The organism is Vibrio sp. 1402, assembly GCF_033340275.1.
Window position 1 is genome coordinate 1 of sequence record NZ_JAWOWE010000008.1, and the last position, 19,510, is coordinate 19,510.

Annotated in this window: 16 protein-coding genes; 6 read left to right on the forward strand and 10 right to left on the reverse strand. The window is 43.0% G+C overall.

Annotated elements, in window-relative coordinates:
• Window positions 1-92: 92 nt before the first annotated feature.
• The gene (locus R7044_RS15620; protein WP_033905751.1) at window positions 93-542 is read right to left on the reverse strand and encodes a low molecular weight protein-tyrosine-phosphatase; all 450 of its coding nucleotides are present in this window, start codon (window positions 540-542) and stop codon (window positions 93-95) included.
• Between the two features lie 117 nt (window positions 543-659).
• On the opposite strand from R7044_RS15620, the gene cobO reads away from it, so the two are divergent.
• Window positions 660-1,265, forward strand: a complete 606-nt coding sequence (gene cobO, locus R7044_RS15625; RefSeq protein ID WP_005380837.1) for a cob(I)yrinic acid a,c-diamide adenosyltransferase — start codon at window positions 660-662, stop codon at window positions 1,263-1,265.
• 62 nt (window positions 1,266-1,327) lie between these two features.
• Here the strand turns inward: cobO and R7044_RS15630 are convergent, their stop codons facing one another.
• From R7044_RS15630 to apbC, 3 genes are all read right to left on the reverse strand, one after another.
• Complete coding sequence (locus R7044_RS15630; RefSeq protein ID WP_033905752.1) at window positions 1,328-3,415, reverse strand: AsmA family protein; 2,088 nt, start codon at window positions 3,413-3,415, stop codon at window positions 1,328-1,330.
• A 188-nt stretch (window positions 3,416-3,603) separates the two neighbouring features.
• The gene (gene udk / locus R7044_RS15635; RefSeq protein ID WP_005380833.1) at window positions 3,604-4,245 is read right to left on the reverse strand and encodes a uridine kinase; all 642 of its coding nucleotides are present in this window, start codon (window positions 4,243-4,245) and stop codon (window positions 3,604-3,606) included.
• A 180-nt stretch (window positions 4,246-4,425) separates the two neighbouring features.
• Window positions 4,426-5,502, reverse strand: a complete 1,077-nt coding sequence (apbC, locus tag R7044_RS15640; RefSeq protein ID WP_033905753.1) for an iron-sulfur cluster carrier protein ApbC — start codon at window positions 5,500-5,502, stop codon at window positions 4,426-4,428.
• Between the two features lie 162 nt (window positions 5,503-5,664).
• Here apbC and metG point away from each other — a divergent pair, with 162 nt between their 5' ends.
• Window positions 5,665-7,740 (forward strand): methionine--tRNA ligase, encoded by a 2,076-nt coding sequence (gene metG / locus R7044_RS15645; protein ID WP_033905755.1) that lies wholly within the window; start codon window positions 5,665-5,667, stop codon window positions 7,738-7,740.
• 78 nt (window positions 7,741-7,818) lie between these two features.
• Here metG and R7044_RS15650 read toward each other — a convergent pair whose 3' ends face one another.
• Both R7044_RS15650 and R7044_RS15655 read right to left on the reverse strand, forming a co-directional pair.
• Window positions 7,819-8,163, reverse strand: coding sequence for a hypothetical protein (locus R7044_RS15650; RefSeq protein WP_033905756.1), 345 nt, complete (start codon window positions 8,161-8,163; stop codon window positions 7,819-7,821).
• Window positions 8,164-8,173: 10 nt separating this feature from the next.
• On the reverse strand, window positions 8,174-8,818 hold the full coding sequence (locus tag R7044_RS15655) for a hypothetical protein (protein ID WP_225452447.1): 645 nt from the start codon (window positions 8,816-8,818) through the stop codon (window positions 8,174-8,176).
• Window positions 8,819-9,560: 742 nt separating this feature from the next.
• On the opposite strand from R7044_RS15655, the gene R7044_RS15660 reads away from it, so the two are divergent.
• Window positions 9,561-10,370, forward strand: coding sequence for a hypothetical protein (locus R7044_RS15660; RefSeq protein ID WP_017821380.1), 810 nt, complete (start codon window positions 9,561-9,563; stop codon window positions 10,368-10,370).
• 110 nt (window positions 10,371-10,480) lie between these two features.
• On the opposite strand, the gene fadR is transcribed toward R7044_RS15660, so the two are convergent.
• Window positions 10,481-11,320 (reverse strand): fatty acid metabolism transcriptional regulator FadR, encoded by an 840-nt coding sequence (gene fadR / locus R7044_RS15665; protein ID WP_205390959.1) that lies wholly within the window; start codon window positions 11,318-11,320, stop codon window positions 10,481-10,483.
• A 639-nt stretch (window positions 11,321-11,959) separates the two neighbouring features.
• On the opposite strand from fadR, the gene nhaB reads away from it, so the two are divergent.
• A complete protein-coding gene (nhaB, locus tag R7044_RS15670; protein ID WP_005380822.1) occupies window positions 11,960-13,546 on the forward strand; it encodes a Na(+)/H(+) antiporter NhaB in 1,587 nt (528 codons plus the stop codon).
• 83 nt (window positions 13,547-13,629) lie between these two features.
• Window positions 13,630-14,166, forward strand: coding sequence for a disulfide bond formation protein DsbB (gene dsbB, locus R7044_RS15675; protein WP_031779052.1), 537 nt, complete (start codon window positions 13,630-13,632; stop codon window positions 14,164-14,166).
• Between the two features lie 80 nt (window positions 14,167-14,246).
• On the opposite strand, the gene R7044_RS15680 is transcribed toward dsbB, so the two are convergent.
• On the reverse strand, window positions 14,247-14,864 hold the full coding sequence (locus R7044_RS15680) for a YecA family protein (protein WP_054577641.1): 618 nt from the start codon (window positions 14,862-14,864) through the stop codon (window positions 14,247-14,249).
• Between the two features lie 170 nt (window positions 14,865-15,034).
• On the opposite strand from R7044_RS15680, the gene dusC reads away from it, so the two are divergent.
• Window positions 15,035-15,994: a tRNA dihydrouridine(16) synthase DusC gene (gene dusC / locus R7044_RS15685; RefSeq protein ID WP_017633856.1), complete on the forward strand. Its 960-nt coding sequence runs from the start codon at window positions 15,035-15,037 to the stop codon at window positions 15,992-15,994.
• A gap of 49 nt (window positions 15,995-16,043) precedes the next feature.
• Here dusC and R7044_RS15690 read toward each other — a convergent pair whose 3' ends face one another.
• Window positions 16,044-17,504, reverse strand: coding sequence for a sensor domain-containing diguanylate cyclase (locus tag R7044_RS15690; RefSeq protein ID WP_206946735.1), 1,461 nt, complete (start codon window positions 17,502-17,504; stop codon window positions 16,044-16,046).
• Between the two features lie 174 nt (window positions 17,505-17,678).
• Window positions 17,679-19,505, reverse strand: coding sequence for a maltodextrin glucosidase (gene malZ, locus R7044_RS15695; RefSeq protein WP_225455672.1), 1,827 nt, complete (start codon window positions 19,503-19,505; stop codon window positions 17,679-17,681).
• Window positions 19,506-19,510: the final 5 nt, after the last annotated feature.

Sequence of the window (19,510 nt, forward strand, 5' to 3'; positions counted from 1 at the left end):
CTTTAAAATACAAAACGCCCGATGAAGTACATCGAGCGTTTTAGTTAAAAAGTGTCAACCCATATCAGGACGGGTCACTTCAAGCACGGCGATTATAGCTTCTTCAAAATTGCGTCTGATGCCTCTTCGATTAAATCAAGCACCAGTTCAAAGCCATCTTCCCCACCATAATATGGGTCCGGGACTTCGTCGTAAACTGACTCAGAATGACTTAAAAATAACGATACTTTGTGTCGATACTTCAACGGACAAATATCCAATAAATCGGCCAAATTTGCTTTATCTGCGGCTAATATAAGGTCAAACTTTTCAAAGTCATCAATGGTGACTTGGCGCGCTTGCATCCCTTTAAAAGAATAGCCTCGCTGCTTTCCTGCTGCCATCGCTCTTGAATCCGGTCGGTTTCCTGCGTGGTAGCCAATTGTACCTGCCGACTCAACCTCTACTTCAACGCCTAGCTTTTGAGCTTTCACTCTTAACACTGCCTCTCCAGTTGGTGACCGACAAATGTTTCCCATACAAACAACAAGTATTTTCTTCATTTTATTCCCTGAATTATCGGTGGTTTTTCTTCACGATATGTTGGTCTATCATAGCGAGATAAATCAATGAACCCAAATTAGCTTGGGCACAGCACGAAAAGGAATTGAGGAAGTATTATGTCTATCGAAGAAAATAAAGAAGCACGCCATAAAGCTCGCCAACAAAAAGTCAAAGAACAGGTAGACGCAAAAATCGCTGCTGCTCAAGAGGAAAAAGGTCTGCTACTGATCATTACCGGAAATGGTAAAGGTAAATCGACATCAGGATTCGGTACGATCGCACGCGCAGTGGGTCATGGTTTGAATTGTGCTGTCGCGCAGTTTATTAAAGGTACTTGGGACAACGGTGAGCGCAACCTACTTGAGAAACTCGGCGTTGAATTCCAAGTAATGGCGACCGGCTTTACATGGGAAACTCAAAACAAAGCCGCTGATACCGAAGCAGCGCAAGGCGTATGGCAAGAATGTAAACGCATGCTGCAAGACGACTCTATCGATGTCATCTTGTTTGACGAGCTAACTTATATGGTGAGCTACGGCTACATCGACTTAGACGAAGTGGTCGAAGCGCTGAGCAACCGACCTAAAATGCAGTCGGTTATTATTACTGGGCGTGGCGCACATCGAACCCTGATTGAAATGGCCGATACCGTTTCTGAAGTGAAAAATGTAAAGCACGCATTTGAATCTGGCGTAAAAGCCCTCAAAGGCGTCGATTGGTAACACTCGCAGAGTAATTTAAAAAGGGTTGGCAAAATGCCAACCCTTTTGGTTTTCACGCACGGTTAGTTGAAAAGATTCTTCAATAAACCATCGACCGCATCTTTGGTTTTCTCGTCTTTGATTTTGTCCGTTAGCTTCTCTACGCCACGATCGATTTCTTTTTGAGCTTTCTGCTTCAGAACATCATCGAATACGAGCTTGAATTTAGGTTCTGCCCACTTACCAGACACATTGATTGGAATCGTGATGTCTTTCAGCTCATCTATATCTTTACCGCCCTGGCCTTCTAGGCTGCCTACAACTGACGTGCTGATAGTAAAGTCGACTGTTTCATTGATGTAGTTTGCGGTACCTTTACCACGAACACGTAACAATGGAGACTGAGCTTGCATATTATCCGTTGATACTACACCTTTGTTGAGTTTCAATGTCGCCGTCATCGCACTGAAGTCTGTTTTCTTAGCTTCATTGGTGCCTTCAACTTTTTGCCCTTTAAATTTCGCATAGTTTTCACGAATCAACTGAGCAACGTTGATGCCATTCACCGCACCGTCAGCAAAATTGATAACAACCGTACCAGATAGATTCTTCTTGATACCGGTAGGCGTTAGACTCTTACCTGTAACATTCACATCAATGTTACCTGTCCCTTCAAGTTTGTCGTTTTCAGCAACGTCTATAAGTAGCGGTTGAACTTTCACGCCTTTGATTGACTTTTTAACACTGTAAGTCGCTGGTGATTGGCGTGCATCTAACTTCGCTGTCGCTGAGATTGAGCCTTGGTACAACTTCGAACTAAAAGATGTAAGCTCAAACACGCCACGATTTACAGTGAAGCTCGTTTTTACCGCTTCCATCTTCGCATTTGCCGCTTTGAATTTGTCGATGGTAATGTCACCCTTTACATCTAACGTTTTCAACGCAGACAAATCAGGCTCAACCTCAGGTCCGGCAGGAGCACTCTCGCCACCAGAAGCAGGCTTATTACCTTCGGCAGCTTGCTTATCTAACCCTAAAAACTCATCAAGATCGATATTGGGGCTATGGAGAGCAAAGCGTACTTTAGGAACATCACCGAGTGTCACATCTGCCTTACCATCTAGGGCGATAGCATTCGCTGTTAACTTCTCTAGAACAAAACTCAGATGGTTTTTCGTTAGGTCGAAAGACAGATCAGACACCATGTCGACTTTCATCGGGGACTGAGGTAAAGCATCACCCTCAAAAGTCGATTTAAGAGTTAACTTATCCAACTGTACTTTGCTGATAGCCTTGTCCACGCTAAGTTGACCAGCACCCTGCATATCTAACTTCATACCACCAGCGACACCCTTAATGGCATAAGTCAGGTTATTTACTTTATCGAATTCAAACGTGTCTAAACCGATCGTTGCCGATTCAATTTTATTGGCAGGGTCAGAGTATGTCGCATCAAAGTTGATGTTCTTTAGCGCGTAGTTTGCCAAACCTTTTTCTAGCTTAAAGTCTGCCTGACCTTTCGCGGTGAACTTTTGGTCGTTCATTTCGCCCTTCACGCCAAAATCAGCCGTTGTCCAGTTGTCAAAAGCGAATTCGGAAAGGTTTAATGAAATATCATAAAGTTTGGTGTAACTACCGGCTTGCTTATCCTGCATTCCTAATGAACCGTTAGAAACCGTAACGCCAGCAAGATTAATACTCCAATCAGAACCAGAAGTTTGCGTTTCACCATTTTGCGTAGGCGCAGCATTGCTCTCTTGTTCTGCTTGTTGTGTTTGGGCTTTCGTCAATGCATCAATATTCTTGCTGCCATCTTTCTTGGTTTCAATGTAGAACTCAGCACCATCAAGCGTGACGTTTCCAATTTCAAGCTGTTGACTAAAAAGTGGCATAACAGAGATGTCTACACCAACGGTATCAACTTTGAATAAATTGGGTTTACTAAAGCCTTGTGGGTTTCGCAATTCTGTATGTCCCAACTCAAAGCCAATCGATGGGAAAAATTGCCAACTGATATCCCCTTCAATCACCAACTCTAATCCCGTTTGCTTTTGCGCTTGCTCAACAATAAGGGGTTTAAACTGATTCGGATTGACGAAGATGGTTAACGCTAAAATTGCGACCAAAATGACCACAATCGGTATTGCTAGAATTAAGAGCAGTTTCTTCATTTGTTTTTCCTTGCTCGAGTGTTTTTACAATTATAAGCGCAGACTCCATTTACCGCTGACAGTTCCACAAAAGCGTGAAAAGTGTCTGGTTTTAACCTGCAACTGACTAATTTAAAAACAAAAAAAGAAGTGGCACTTAAGGTGCCACTTCTTCTCTTAAAAATAAAGCGATATAGCCGTCTATAGGCTTAAGCTTTCAAAAGTCTTGCAATGTGAGCTTTTAATACATCAATTGCGATACGGTTTTTACCACCGCGAGGAACAATAATGTCCGCATATTGCTTAGAAGGTTCGATAAACTGCATGAACATCGGACGTACTGTTTGTTGGTATTGCTTAAGAACAGACTCCATAGTTCGGCCTCGTTCTTCCACATCACGCTTAACACGGCGAAGCAAGCAAATATCTAACGGTGTGTCCATAAATACTGTCGCATGCATCAAATCACGAAGACGAGGGTCTGTAAGAAGAAGGATACCTTCTAGAATGATCACCTTTTTAGGTGTCATTGTGGTGGTGTTAATTGTTCTTGTGTGCTCAGTGTAGCTGTACTCAGGCACTTCTACTGCTTCACCACGTACCAATTTTTCTAGGTGCTCACACAGTAGGTCGTGGTCCAACGCACTCGGGTGATCGTAGTTCGTCTTTACTCGCTCTTCCATGCTTAAGTGGCTTTGGTCGTTGTAGTAGCAATCTTCCGTGATGACACCGATTTGATGATCGCCTACTTTCGCGCGAAGCTCATTATAAATAGTGCTCGCGATCAGACTTTTTCCAGAAGCAGAAGCGCCAGCAATACCTACGATGACGCATTGATTATTATCAGACATTAGTTTGCACCCGATGATGATTTCTAGTCACATAAAAAGATAAACTGCCTGATTATAGGGAGTTCACCCCATAGTTACTAGTTGGAATTAGGGTTTAGTCATAAGTTTCTGCCTGCTCAGAGGATTAACCTCCGAGCAAACGTTAAAATGTGCAATTATCAACCAACAGGCATAGTAAACTTAGTTCACCATTGTAAAGCTAATCGCATCTGGTTTTGCTTTGCCTTGCCAAAACATCGTGCTACATACGCGATCGGCAAGTTGCGTATAATACCCTGCATGCTCACTTTCTGGGCGTCTTGCTACCGTTGGCACGCCAGCGTCAATATCTTCTCGCATAGAGATATGAAGCGGAATTTGTCCTAACAATGCTAAGCCAAATTCTTGCGACATTTTTTCAGCTCCGCCCATACCAAAAATATGCTCTTTCGCGCCACATTGACTACAAATGTGATAACTCATGTTTTCCACAACACCAATAACCGGGACATGGACTTTGTTAAACATTGCCGCTCCCTTCCTTGCATCGGCAAGGGCTAAATCTTGCGGTGTTGTGACTAGCACGCTACCTGTTACCGGAATTTGTTGTGACAGAGTCAATTGAATATCCCCCGTACCTGGCGGCATATCAATCACCAAATAATCCAAATCTGGCCAATCTGTTTCAGTTAATAACTGCGACAACGCTTTTGAAGCCATTGGACCGCGCCATATCGCCGCTTCTGATTTATCCACCAAATAACCGATAGAATGAGTATAGATGCCGTGAGCAAAAATGGGTTCCATCCACTTGCCATCACGAACTTCTGGTTTAGCATCTTCTTGCCCCAACATCATAGGTACAGACGGACCATAGATATCTGCATCCAACAATCCCACTTTCGCCCCAGATTGAGCAATCGCCAACGCTAAGTTAACTGCGGTAGTAGATTTACCAACGCCACCTTTCGCAGAACTGACGGCAACGATGTTCTTAACACCCTTAACCGAGTTAGCCACTTGAGTTTCTAAAGCTTTAACTCCAAGGCGAATATTAAATGGGAATTCAGCCACTTTACCCGAGGCTTGCTGCTGTTTAATCCAGTCATGCAGTACGGTTTGAAGCTCATTACTTGCGAATGGCAACGTTATATCAATAGAACCCTGTGTCGTAATCGAAATTGCGCCATGAATATCTGCCCAGTTTTCCACCAACTGTGGATGTTGGAATTGGTTAAACCAGTGACAAAAATCTTGTTTTGAAGTGAACTGATGCATAAGCCCTCCTTTTAGATGTCATGCTACCACCGTCCAGGCTCAACCAGAACCCCAAAAAAACTAAGGCATTCCGCAGTTTGACACCTTGGAGTTAGTCAGTTCATGGGGTAGTATTATCCATCAAAATTTATTTATACCTATCAAGAAAAGCGAATATTAAGTATGGCAAACGATCCAAAAAACTTTCCGTCAAGGAAAATGCTGGTAACTTGTGCCCTTCCGTACGCTAACGGTTCGATCCACCTTGGTCATATGCTTGAGCATATCCAAGCGGACATTTGGGTTCGTTACCAACGCCTACGCGGCAACACTGTAAACTTCATCTGTGCTGACGATGCTCACGGCACGCCAATCATGCTTAAAGCGCAACAGATGGGTATTACTCCTGAAGAAATGATTGCCGCAGTTAGCGAAGAGCACCAAAAAGACTTCGCTGGATTTGATATCAGCTTTGATAACTACCACAGCACACACTCAGATGAGAACCGTGAGCTAGCGTCACACATTTATCTTGAGTTGAAGAAAAATGGCTTTATCTCTAGCCGCACTATCTCTCAGCTGTTCGATCCAGAAAAAGAGATGTTCTTACCGGACCGTTTCGTAAAAGGTACCTGTCCAAAATGTAAGTCTGAAGACCAGTACGGTGACAACTGTGACAACTGTGGTGAGACTTACAGCCCAACAGAACTGATCAATCCTAAATCTGCGGTTTCTGGTGCGACGCCAGTAATGAAAGATTCAGAGCACTTCTTCTTCGACCTGCCTCAGTTTGAAAGCATGCTAAAAGAGTGGACTCGCTCTGGCTCGCTACAAGCTGAAACAGCGAACAAAATGCAAGAATGGTTCGAATCTGGTTTGCAGCAATGGGATATCTCACGTGACGCACCATACTTTGGCTTCGAGATCCCTGGTGAGAAAAACAAATTCTTCTACGTGTGGCTAGACGCGCCTATCGGCTACATGGGCTCTTTCAAAAATCTATGTGACAAGCGCGACGATCTAGATTTCGACGAGTATTGGAAAAAAGACAGCTCAGCAGAGCTGTACCACTTCATCGGTAAAGACATCGTTTACTTCCACAGCCTATTTTGGCCAGCAATGCTAGAAGGTTCTGGCTTCCGCAAGCCTAACAACGTATTCGTACACGGTTACGTAACCGTAAACGGCGCGAAAATGTCGAAGTCTAAAGGTACGTTCGTAAAAGCAAGCACTTACCTAGAGCACCTAGACCCTGAGTGTCTACGTTACTACTACGCTGCGAAGCTAAACAGCCGTATCGATGATCTAGATCTTAACCTTGAAGACTTCACTCAGCGCGTAAACGCTGACGTTGTTAACAAGATCGTTAACCTGGCATCTCGTAACGCAGGTTTCATCGCGAAACGTTTTGAAGGCAAACTGTCTGACAACTTTGCAGAGCCTGAACTTTACAACGAATTTGTTGCTGCTGCTGACCGTATCGCTGAGCTTTACGAAACGCGTGAGTTTGGTCGTGCAATCCGTGAAATCACGGCATTGGCAGACAAAGCTAACCAATACGTTGATGAAAAAGCACCGTGGGTTGTAGCAAAAGAAGAAGGCAAAGATCAGGAACTACAAGACATCTGTTCTGTCGGTATCAACCTGTTCCGCGTACTGATGACTTACCTGAAACCAGTAATGCCATCGCTAGCTGCGCGTACTGAAGCGTTTCTAAACCAAGAGCTAACTTGGGAAAACATCGCTGCTCCACTAACAGGCCACGAGATCACTAAGTTCAAAGCACTGTTCAACCGTATCGATCCGAAGAATGTTGAAGCGATGATCGAAGCATCTAAAGAAGATGCGGCGGCAGAAATGGCGGCGAAAGAGAAAGCAGAAGCGGAAAAGAACAAGGCTAGCGAAACTGAGCTAGACAAAGAGCCAATCGCTGAAGAGATTGAGTTCGATGCTTTTGCTGCAGTAGATATGCGTATCGCTCGTATCATCTCTTGTGAAGAAGTACCAAAAGCCAACAAACTGCTTAAGTTCCAATTGGACATCGGTGGTGAAACTCGTCAGGTATTCTCTGGCATCAAGTCAGCTTACAAACCTGAAGAGCTAGAAGGCAAACTAACGGTAATGGTTGCAAACCTAAAACCTCGTAAGATGAAGTTTGGTATGTCTGAAGGTATGATCCTAGCGGCAGGCCCTGGTGGTAGTGACCTGTGGATCCTTGAGCCACACGAAGGCGCTCAACCTGGTATGCGCGTAATGTAAGTATCTTTATTGAAAAGGCTTAACTAAATCAGTTAAGCCTTTTCTCGCAGTTAAGCTTATCGATTAAGCTTGATTGTACTACAAAGAGAATTCTTCTGGACCCCAAGTAATAATCGCGCCACATGCAAGGAAAAGTACAAAGCTGATCGTAACTACAAAAGCGAGAACTCGATCAAATGTCGTTGCGTATTTTAGTATTAACTGATCATCTACAAGTGATACTTTCGCAGGTTTACCTCGCATCAACACTGAGGCGTACATGGGAAATCTAAAACCCCACCCATTTCTGTCCCAGCCAATTGGATCATGACCATCCTGCAATATTTTTGTCTCAATCCGCTTTGCTGATACACGAATAAAAACCAATGTGCTCAGTAACCATGTCCAACCAACAATCATCAGTATAAGATCGAAACAAAACACAACTACTCCTTTAAAACCAATTTACTTTAGAGCTAGTTTCATAGGTTTTTTCTGCTAAACCTTGCCCAAACCAATCACCCATTTTTGCAGCCGCATAACCAGCCCCTAAACCAACACCTATTAATACTACTACTCCAAATGGGCCAGCAGCCAAAGCGACTCCCATTCCAGATACAATCACTTTGGATGTAGTCCAAACGCCAGCAGCGTTGCTCGCACCAAACCCTGCAACTTCCATTGCTGCTCTTTTTTGCCAATTTTCTCCGTTATTCTTGGCATTTCGAACATTGTTAAAGCGAACACCAGCATCAATCATGATGATCTTTTTACCCACAATACTAGAGCTTTGTTCAAGAAATCGAATTGAGCGGATGTTAGCTATAGATGTTAAATGTAACTTAGTTATATCCCTGCCACTTCGCGCGATATTGACAGCCCTATTCGGGTTGCTCCAAATGTTTCCACGGCTACTTTTAACTCGTCCTGCATAATGGGCAAGCTCTTTTGTAAATTTGGCATTCAAAGAACTGTGAGCTTCTTTAACTCTATATCCAAGCTTCACAAGCTCCTTTTTCTGCGCACCACTTCGTGAGGCTGTACGTACATCTAGTAAGGCGTTTTGATATTTGAGCGAAGCTTTCCCGAAATTACTCAATCTGACTTGCTTTTCATTAACAGCAGTAGCGGCAGCACCTACTGCAGTATACTCATCGATTCCCCCCTCCCCATAGTATGATTAGTAGCATCTAAAAAGGCTTAATCTCTTTTTCATAGAGGAGGGCTACCGCTTGTTAGTTTTCATCGCCAAACTCACGTGTTAGATTGGCTACATTTCTTTTGGTTTCTTGTGACCAACTTTTTACAGTATCAAGAGCACAAGCTATATCAGGTCTCTCGCTACGCAACTTAGCTATGTTGTTCACAGAGCCTTCGTTCAGTATGAAAGGAGTACCTGCGGGAATAAAACTACCAAATATATGTGGGTTGTCCTTACGAAACTGAAGGTACCTATCCTCATCATTTGTATCGATAGGGAGCGTTATCTTTGAGTGAGTACTGAAGCATAGGTCGAATTTATTAGACAAATTAATTACCTCGAACAATCAACAAAATAGACAACTTATATCATATGAAGTGTTCGAGTATTTTAATTTCTAAACATTGTGACTTGAATCAGACTACAAAAAGTAATCAATATGTAACTCACAAAGAATAACGCGTACACCAAGCATCGACACCGAATAATCAACCATATTCACAAATTTGGTGAATCCATGCACCAACAACGACCATTCAAAAAGAACATTCAATATAACCAATTGTTTAAATTGAGTTTTTGTTTGGCATCAAAACTGCAATCTTCCTTGTTAGGTCCAAACACTAACAAGGAGTTGGTTATGTTTGTTTTGATTTCCACACTATTGTCCATCGCTATTTTAGCCGGAATATATCACTTATCTTCTAAACGAGAGCAGCAACATGCGCGCAAATATCAGCTGTTAACATTGTTGCGAGATGTTGTTCACCTTCTGAGACACCACCGAGCTGCTACTCACTACTCGCTTCAATTCCAACAAAACGATCAACAAAAATTGGACGCTCTTCATGATGCTCTGACTAACAAGCTGCATCTTTTAGTCGAAACATCACGGTTTGAAAACAAACCCATGTATCGCGTATTACAGATTAAAGTAGGGAAACTACTTGAACAATGGAATGACCATAGTGTTGCAAGAAACCAGATGGAGCATGGTAAGTTAATTCGTCATTGCTTGTTTTTGATGGATGAAGTAACCATCGCATGGCTAGCGGTTGAGCAAAGAGATGACTTGCATAATGAGTATCACATGAACTGGCAAAACATTATGGATAGCTTGGAGACCCTGACTCAGTTACGAATCAGCATTCAAGATTTAGGAGAACAAGGCGGAAATGAGCGTTTCAAAAACTATGCATCGGTCATGATGCGTAAGCTAAACCAACTAGCGGTTATCGCTCCACTTAGCATTACCTCTCCTGCTTCCACGCGCTCAATACAGACGCTAAATGAATACGTGACAGGGAGTCATGTCGACTTAACAGAAGCAGAGCTTTATGGCGTCACATCGGACTTGTCATTGACCATCTTCAATACTTACGACCATGTCCTTTCAGATGTCGTAGAGTCATTATATCTACCGTTACCCAGACTCTCGCTAGCAGGATAAACGTTCCATGCCTTATTATTGGTGCTAGGTCCGTCGCCGACTTATAAATAAAAACAAAAAAACCGCAGGCCTAAGGCACTGCGGTTTTCGTTTATCCAACTTGTCAGCGCTTAGCTGTCGTCTTCCGTGAAGTTCGTTGGTAATTGCTTTTTCATTTCGTTCCAGATCAACGCACTTTCCATACCATAATGACGAATCACTACTGGTAGTTGCTCACGCTGGCCACTTTCACAAGTTTCGAGCAATTGATAGTAAAACTTCAGAGCTAGCTCACGAGAAGCTGGATTTGAGAAGTAGTAGCTACCGACACGATCGTAAAGCTTCTTCAAACCATTAAAGATCAAACCGTAAATTTGATTTCCTGAATGGAATGCTAGGCGCTGGAAAAGCATATAATCGTAAAAGTTGAACGTTTTAGCAATCAAGATTTCTTGACGCTTCGCTTCATCTTTCTCGTTATCTTCTTTCACATTCTGCAGAACTTTTTCAGCATACGGCGAAGAAGCGATGAATTCGTCCCAGGAAGCCGCATTCATTAAAGCTTCACAAGATTCGATTACGTTCTTAATTGTACGCTCAGAGCTCTCTTTGTTCGCTTTAAATGCATAGCGCATAAAGATAGGACTGATGTTGGTACGTGCCGCAAGCAGATCTTCTACAATGTTTGTCGCATTATCAACGTCTAGCGTCATTAAAGTATCCAAAATATGCAGACCAGAGGTCTCCATAAATTGGTTAACTTTCGTAGGTTTGCCGTGCTGGATAGTCAGCCATCCATCACGGGCTAGTCGTTGAAGAACCTCTCTTAAAGTCGTTCGAGTAACACCAATCAGTTCGGACAGCTCGCGCTCAGCAGGTAAAATTGAGCCTGGAGGAAAACGGCCGTTCCAAATGCTCTCGATAATATATTTTTCTGCGAATCCCGCAGGGCTTTTCGCCTTTATGACCATTCTACTTTTTATCCAATATTGATTTCTGAGGGTCGATACTACTCATCATACCACTACTTAGCGGTTTGAGAAAATTTACGATCAATAGTGGAAACGACTACATAACATAGAGTTAATACTCTATATGTTGTGTCAATTTAAGAGGCTCTAACATGCGAGCGAAAGCAGTAAAATATGAATTTTCATTTAATTAAACAGCTCACAAATCTCGGAGAAATAAAGACAACCGTGTCACATTTTTATATTCAAAATATGAAAAATTACTTTGTATATCACAGTTAATATTCTTTCTTAATTTGCCTTTTCTCGTCACTGACCGTCATTTAAAATCCAAGAGGATTTTTTTAAGACTTTCATGGTATAGTAACGCTGTTTTGATCGCGTTATTACATTTAAAAAGTCATTTTAGTCGGTAGCATCACGTTTTGTTATTGACTAATAAATGCCTGAGTGTAGAGTTTGCGGTCGAAAGTGAGCGGTGCTTGAGTTCAGGGGAAGTAACTTGGCAAGACTACAATAAACAAAGGATTGTTGTTTTACTAAGTTATTGTTTTTAAAGACTAGTTAATAAGTCTAACAAACAGATACTTAAGCACTATTGTAGTGTCTATTCATAATTTTGTTATAAAGAGAATTATCATGCCGATATCGCTCGGAAACGCTTTTATCAAGAACTTCCTTGGTAAAGCGCCTGATTGGTACAAAGTTGCCATTATAGCCTTCTTAATAATTAACCCGATTGTATTCTTCCTAATAAACCCATTTGTAGCTGGATGGTTGTTGGTCGCTGAATTTATTTTCACGCTAGCAATGGCATTAAAATGCTACCCATTACAACCTGGCGGTTTACTTGCTATTGAAGCCATTGCTATCGGCATGACTAGCCCTGCGCAAGTTAAGCACGAATTAGTAGCAAATATCGAAGTACTGCTACTTCTGGTATTTATGGTTGCGGGCATCTACTTCATGAAGCAGCTATTGCTGTTCATTTTTACCAAAATTTTACTTGGCATTCGCTCTAAAACCCTACTATCACTCGCGTTCTGCTTTGCTGCGGCATTTTTGTCTGCATTTTTGGATGCCTTGACGGTTATCGCCGTTGTTATCAGCGTGGCGATCGGCTTTTACTCTATCTATCACAAAGTAGCGTCTGGTAACCCTATCGGTGACCATGACCATACACAAGATGACACGATCACTGAACTAACGCGTGATGACTTAGAAAACTATCGTGCCTTTTTGCGCTCTTTGTTGATGCATGCTGGTGTAGGTACTGCCTTAGGTGGCGTAACCACGATGGTTGGTGAACCTCAAAACTTAATTATTGCAGACCAAGCGGGTTGGTTATTTGGTGAATTCCTAATCCGTATGTCTCCAGTGACACTACCTGTATTTTTCTGTGGTCTCATCACTTGTGCTTTAGTTGAAAAGCTTAAAGTGTTTGGCTACGGCGCGAAGCTTCCTAATAACGTTCGTCAGATCCTCGTCGATTTTGACCGTGAAGAGCGTAAAACGCGAACAAATCAAGATGTCGCAAAACTCTGGGTTCAAGGTCTTATTGCGGTTTGGTTGATCGTTGCACTCGCTTTGCACTTAGCTGCTGTCGGCTTAATTGGCCTTTCTGTGATCATTTTAGCGACCGCATTTACTGGTGTCATTGAAGAGCACTCCATGGGGAAAGCGTTTGAAGAGGCCCTGCCCTTCACTGCACTGCTTGCAGTATTTTTCTCGATCGTTGCTGTAATCATTGACCAAGAGCTGTTTAAACCAGTCATCGATGCGGTGCTTGCCGTTGAAGATAAAGGTACTCAGCTAGCTCTGTTCTATGTGGCGAATGGCTTATTATCTATGGTGTCGGATAACGTGTTCGTTGGTACGGTTTACATCAATGAAGTAAAAACTGCACTCATTGAGGGCCTCATTACTCGTGATCAGTTCGACTTACTGGCGGTGGCAATCAATACTGGTACTAACCTGCCTTCTGTTGCAACGCCAAACGGTCAAGCGGCATTCCTATTCTTACTCACATCGGCTCTCGCTCCATTAATTCGTCTGTCTTACGGTCGAATGGTTATCATGGCGCTGCCTTACACCGTCGTTCTTGCGATTGTCGGTCTGATGGGAATCATGTTCTTCCTAGAGCCTGCAACCGCTTCTTTCTACGAAGCTGGTTGGATTTTACCTCATAGTGGTGATCTGACTCCCGTAGTATCCGGTGGTCACTAAAATTTGAGTTGATTAGGAAACTTATCCACGATAAAAAGCTCTGAGTATTCAGAGCTTTTTCTATTTCAGACAGGAACAAAAACGTGACTATTTTAAATTCACTTAACCAGTTTTCAAAGGGACGTTTATCGTGGCTACTGCTTCTGCTATTCGTCGTTTTCTTTGAAGCATGTGCCCTCTATTTTCAGCACGTCATGATGCTTGCACCATGTGTCATGTGTATTTATGAAAGAGTCGCGATGATGGGAGTGGGCGTCGCTGCAATGGTTGGTATATTGGCACCCAAGAACCCAATTTTCCGCTGGCTAGGTTTGATAGGCTGGGGATTAAGTGCTTACAAGGGTTTGTTACTTGCGATGCAGCACGTGGACTACCAGTTTAATCCATCACCATTCGCGACTTGCGATTTATTCGTCACATTCCCTAGCTGGGCTCCGCTCAATCAGTGGGTTCCTTGGATGTTTGAAGCATATGGTGATTGCTCTAAGGTTGTGTGGCAGCTCCTTGATTTATCAATGCCACAATGGTTAGTCGTAATTTTTGCAGGCAATTTAATCGCTTTGGCATTAATTGTAATTGCACAATTCTTCCCTGCAAAACGCGTTAATCCAATTCGTTAATCCTACTGACGCGTAAAAATTAACAAAAAGCCGACCATCTGGTCGGCTTTTTTGTTAAGTGGATAGCGCGGCGATTCGCTTTAGCCGCGTGATTGACCACAGCACTGCTTGAATTTTTTTCCGCTCTCACAAGGACAGGGATCATTGCGCCCGATACCTTTGAATGGGTTTAGGCTTTGAGCTTTATTGCCTACCATCAACTCATCCGCGCCCAGCGCGACTTCACCGACCATTAAATCAAGCTGGTCGACTAAATCTGTCAGGGCCGGTGGCGTTTCAATACCTGCGTCACGCATCTGTTGCTGCGTTGCTGGCTCATCGATCGCCAGCATCAAAGTGGTCAGTAATGCTTGCAGCATACGCTGTAATCCATCATTGAGCTCAACGTCTTGCCACTGTTCTTCAATCATTGGCCAAACAGACATAAAGCCTTCGGCAAAATCAGCAAGTTGTTCAGGTTCTTTGCCTGTTAGCTCTAGCACGGAATATTCGTTTCGTTGAATTCGGTTATGCTGCTTGTGAATTTGCTCTTCCACAGCTGGTTGAATCGCTTTGAATCCCTCACCTAATAGCGGCTCTAACCACTTTTCAGGAGCGAGTGGTTTTGTCGTCAGATTCGCAGCTAACACTGCGCCTTCGATAAATAGGCAAGATTCATCGACGTGAACTTCACCTTTTTCAATCAATATGTATTGCATGACATCTGGTTTCCCATAAATTTGGCGGCATTATACCTCAGAGCTCAAAAGCACGTAACCTAACGTTGTGTGTTTGACTGCATTGGGCGCTTCGACTCTTTTAATGACAAACTTAACTTACATCGCTACAATCGCCCTCCTTTTTACCACCAAACTGTATTAGGCAAGCTATGCGAGTTGTACTAGGCCCAATGGAAGGCGTTTTAGATCATTTGATGCGCCAAATCCTGACCGAGATAAACGACTATGACCTGTGTGTTACGGAGTTTGTTCGCGTAATCGACCAGCTATTACCCGATCATGTGTTTCACCGTTTATGCCCAGAGCTGTTGCAAGGTTCTCAGACTGCATCTGGTGTGCCAGTACATGTGCAATTGTTGGGACAAGAACCAAACTGGATGGCTGAGAACGCAATTAAAGCGGCAAATCTTGGCGCCAGAGGTATTGATATAAACTTTGGTTGCCCAGCCAAAATGGTCAACAAAAGTAAGGGTGGTGCTGCTCTACTTCAGCATCCTGAGCTCATTCACCGTGTGGTTAAAGCTTGTCGAGAAGCCGTTCCAGAAGCCATTCCCGTAACTGCAAAAATTCGTCTTGGCTGGGAGAACCCTGAAGATTGCTTTGAAATTGTCGATGCCATTCAGTCTGCTGGCGCAAATGAATTGACCGTACACGCACGTACTAAACAAGGTGGTTATAAAGCTTCTGAGATAAAATGGGATTACATCAACCAAATTCGCGAACGTTTTGATATCCCACTGATTGCGAATGGCGAAATTTGGAATTATGAAGACGGTCAACGTTGCATTGAAACGACTGGCGTTAACTCTTTGATGGTGTGCCGAGGCGCTTTCAATATCCCTAACTTAGGCAATATGGTAAAACATAACCACCAGCCAATGTCATGGCCCGAGGTGGTTGAGTTGCTCATCTATTACTCCAAGTTTGAGATGAAAGGCGATAAAGGCTTGTATTACCCAAACCGCGTAAAACAATGGTTCTCTTATTTGCGTCAGGCTTATCCTGAAGCAAAAGACCTATTTAGAGAAATCAGAACGTTCAATAAAGCCGCACCAATTGTTGAGCATATTCAACGCTACCGCGATGACTTAAACTCTCAGGTTGCATAATTCCCGAACACAAAAAGGACGAATATCTCGTCCTTTTTGTACCTAAATCCTAGTAACAGATCTTATTTTTGCCGGTACTTTTGGCTTGATATAACTTTTCATCCGCCGCTTTAAACAATTCATCAAAGTTTTCTACTCGGCTCTCTTTACTAAACACCACACCGCCAGAGATCGTAAAGCCTTCTTTCGTTACGCGTATCGAGCGCTCATCTATGGCTTTTTTTACTCTGTCTAAAATGAGTTTAATGCCTTCTGAATCTTCGTCATAAATAGCTAAAACGAACTCTTCGCCACCAAACCTTGAGGCAACATCGGTATGGCGAATATTTTCACGTATACATTTTGCAACAAGCTGAATTGCAGAATCACCGACATCATGACCATAGGTGTCGTTGATCTTCTTGAAGTTATCAATATCGAACACTGCCAAAGCAACCTGTTTTTTTGTCATCTTATTACGCCACACGGTTTGCATACCTCGACGATTCAATAAACTGGTCATTGGGTCTCTTGCTGCCAGTTCTTTAAAGTAACGTCGCTCGCTATGCATATTCACATAGAACAAGACGACGGTACTCAGCACGTAAATAAATAGTGCGACAATAAGGCTGTATTTTTCAAAAACCGCTAGGTTCTTAGCTTCATCCCAAAGGTTGTACTCGTAGTACATGCTGTGACTCGCACTCAATCGCTCTAATTCGACTGGTTTGATTCGTGTACTGTTTGAAGGAATGGATTGTAAATTGGAAACCAAATGAAACTGACCAACAAGACTTAGCGACGAAGCCATGAGCGTATTGATGTCGAAATCAATAGACAAAACACCTTGATGTTCTCCTTTCTCATAGACGGGTACCGTCATACTAATGACTTGACCTTCCATCGAGTCCAACACAGGCCCTGGTCCAGCCAAGGTAATGTTCACTTTATCTTGCGCGGTTTTTTGCCAAAAAGGTCGGGCTTTTAGCGTTGACAAAAGCTCTCTTGTGAAATTTTTTGCGTAGGTATCGGGTGAGGAGATAACGTAACCGCGCTTGTCAATGTAATGGATTCCAACAATGTGCGATTCAATATCGTGCAGAAATGACAATGACGGCGCAAAACCCGCCTTTTGTTCAGCTAACTGGTTAATCGTTGAACCTTGCTGACATAAGCTTTCGTCCCCTACGATCATATAATCAAGGTCAACCGCAGGTAACCCTTCACTATAGACACTTTCGAGTAATAACACATCTATAGGCCAAAGATAACAAAGCCCTTCTTTGACTAAAGAATTATGTTCTTCAAACAGTGGGTTAGCGTAATTGGTATAGTTGGTGAAGCTGTAATCTAAAGCCGTGAGTACTTTAATACCGCGAGACATTGCACGCTCGATACGCGAATACTCAGAATCGATATAGCGGTTAACCGCATCATAGTAATTTTTCGTTGTCACGAGTAAAACCACTACAAATAACGCCAGAGGAAAAAAGATGACAAATGAGAGGCTAAATCGCCTTTGGTTTACCATTGAGTACCATGCATATGAAAGGTCAATAGTCTCTTATGACTGCTATTAAATTGATACTCGTTATCTGGTGACGCATGCAATGCAGCACCAGATAACAAGAGACCAAACAAATGTGTGCGCGCTGTTTGAGACCGTTTATATATTAAAGGAGTTTAATCAATATAGAGTGTGGTGTCACTTTAGTCGCCATAATTTGCAGCTCTGTGCCGACATATTAACAGAGATATGACCTTTATAATCAACCTGTTCTGTGTCATCTAACAACGATATAACTTGGCTAACCTCCAAGCCCAGTTGCCACATAGGTAAATCGATTGAACATTCATTACCACTGAGATTAACCATTACAACGACTGCTTCACGACCCAGTACACGTGCGTACGCCAACTGGTTGTTAGTACAATGAAGCCATTGAATACAGCCCGACTCTAAAGGCTTACATTGTTTACGGATCTTGATCCATTGTTGGTAAAGCGATAGCCATTGTGAACTTTCAATTTCATTCCAAGGAAAACAACGACGATTATCCGGGTCTAGCCCTCCTTCTAGACCGACTTCACTCCCATAGTAAATACAAGGCGTGCCAACGTAAGTCATAAGCATTGCTAGCGCGATGTTCATTTTACGCTTATCACCATCAACCAATGTGATAAACCGAGCAGTATCGTGACTATCGAGTTGATTTAGCTGCGATAGCTGATTAGAAAATGGGATTTTTGCTCTGGCTTCGTCCAACCATGCTTTAAACTCCAAACCATCAATGTTGATTGGATCGTACATAATATCTTGTCGTGCGATAAAAGCTCGGACTGGATGAGCAAAACCGTAGTAGTTCATCGCCCCATCCTCTTGATCACCTTGCAACCACTGCGTTGCTTCAAAAAAGTGCTCACCTAACACAGAAGCATTCGGGTTTACTGACTTAGTTGCATGACGAAACGCTGCCACATAATGAGCATTGTTTTTCGCGCCGTCTCCTTCGCCAAGCATATGGATTACATCAAACCGCCAGCCATCAACCAAGTACGGTGGCTTCAGCCAATACTTGATGACAGAATCTTCACTTTGGTAGATGTAGTCGCGCACCTGTTCATTTTCAAAGTTCAGAACCGGTAAGTTACCAATGCCTTTCCAACCAATGTAGTGATTGGTTTCACCTTCGAAAAAGTAGTAATCACGGAACTTTGACTGCGGATTGCCATACGCTCCTTCTCCTTTTTGTTGGATATCAAACCAAGGATGATGCACTGACGTGTGGTTAAACACCGCGTCTAAGACAATCTTCATATTCTTACCACGGATTTTCTCACACAGTTCAGCAAACTGATCATTAGTGCCGAACATAGGGTCAACAGTGAAGTAATCGGTGGTGTCGTATTTATGATTACTTGGTGAAGAAAAGATCGGATTAAAATAAAGCGCAGTAACGCCGAGCTGTTCAAGATAGTCCAACTTTTGCTCCACACCTTTGAGGTCGCCGCCAAAGAATTCACGCGCCCCGGTATTTTGGTGAGAGCCTACCGCGTCTCCCCACGCCTTAACGATCGATGCAGAATCATACTGAGCATAAGCGTGGCGAATATCAGACTCACTTTTACTAGCAGAAAAACGGTCAGGAAAGATTTGATAGAAAACTTGCTGTTGGACCCAGCTTGGTGGTTGATGCTCTACATTCAACTTAAAGTGGAACTCTTTGGGTGGAATACGCTTTTGTACGCCTCGTGCATCGAGCCAGTATTGCTGTCCGTCTTTGAGGATCTTAAACACATAATGTGTGACATCTCGATCTCGATTTGGTCGAAACGATGCCTCCCATAGTAACAATTCCCCAGCTGTTCCAATTTGAGCCATGTCGACCAGATATTCTTCATTGTCCGGCTCAATACGCACATAGACGGAATCAAAATCCAATGTCTCGGTTTTCAGTCTGACTGTAATTTGCTCGTCATTAAAAGCTAAACCATCAATAGTTTGACTATGAAAAATAAATGGCAGGTTCATTATGG

What these genes read in the sequence shown, in the direction of transcription:
- R7044_RS15690 (WP_206946735.1), bottom strand. Translation starts at nt 17,504, where the DNA reads ATGGTAAACCAAAGGCGATTTAGCCTCTCATTTGTCATCTTTTTTCCT.
- R7044_RS15630 (WP_033905752.1), bottom strand. Translation starts at nt 3,415, where the DNA reads ATGAAGAAACTGCTCTTAATTCTAGCAATACCGATTGTGGTCATTTTG.
- R7044_RS15620 (WP_033905751.1), bottom strand. Translation starts at nt 542, where the DNA reads ATGAAGAAAATACTTGTTGTTTGTATGGGAAACATTTGTCGGTCACCA.
- malZ (WP_225455672.1), bottom strand. Translation starts at nt 19,505, where the DNA reads ATGAACCTGCCATTTATTTTTCATAGTCAAACTATTGATGGTTTAGCT.
- nhaB (WP_005380822.1), top strand. Translation starts at nt 11,960, where the DNA reads ATGCCGATATCGCTCGGAAACGCTTTTATCAAGAACTTCCTTGGTAAA.
- R7044_RS15680 (WP_054577641.1), bottom strand. Translation starts at nt 14,864, where the DNA reads ATGCAATACATATTGATTGAAAAAGGTGAAGTTCACGTCGATGAATCT.
- apbC (WP_033905753.1), bottom strand. Translation starts at nt 5,502, where the DNA reads ATGCATCAGTTCACTTCAAAACAAGATTTTTGTCACTGGTTTAACCAA.
- udk (WP_005380833.1), bottom strand. Translation starts at nt 4,245, where the DNA reads ATGTCTGATAATAATCAATGCGTCATCGTAGGTATTGCTGGCGCTTCT.
- R7044_RS15660 (WP_017821380.1), top strand. Translation starts at nt 9,561, where the DNA reads ATGTTTGTTTTGATTTCCACACTATTGTCCATCGCTATTTTAGCCGGA.
- metG (WP_033905755.1), top strand. Translation starts at nt 5,665, where the DNA reads ATGGCAAACGATCCAAAAAACTTTCCGTCAAGGAAAATGCTGGTAACT.
- cobO (WP_005380837.1), top strand. Translation starts at nt 660, where the DNA reads ATGTCTATCGAAGAAAATAAAGAAGCACGCCATAAAGCTCGCCAACAA.
- dusC (WP_017633856.1), top strand. Translation starts at nt 15,035, where the DNA reads ATGCGAGTTGTACTAGGCCCAATGGAAGGCGTTTTAGATCATTTGATG.
- fadR (WP_205390959.1), bottom strand. Translation starts at nt 11,320, where the DNA reads ATGGTCATAAAGGCGAAAAGCCCTGCGGGATTCGCAGAAAAATATATT.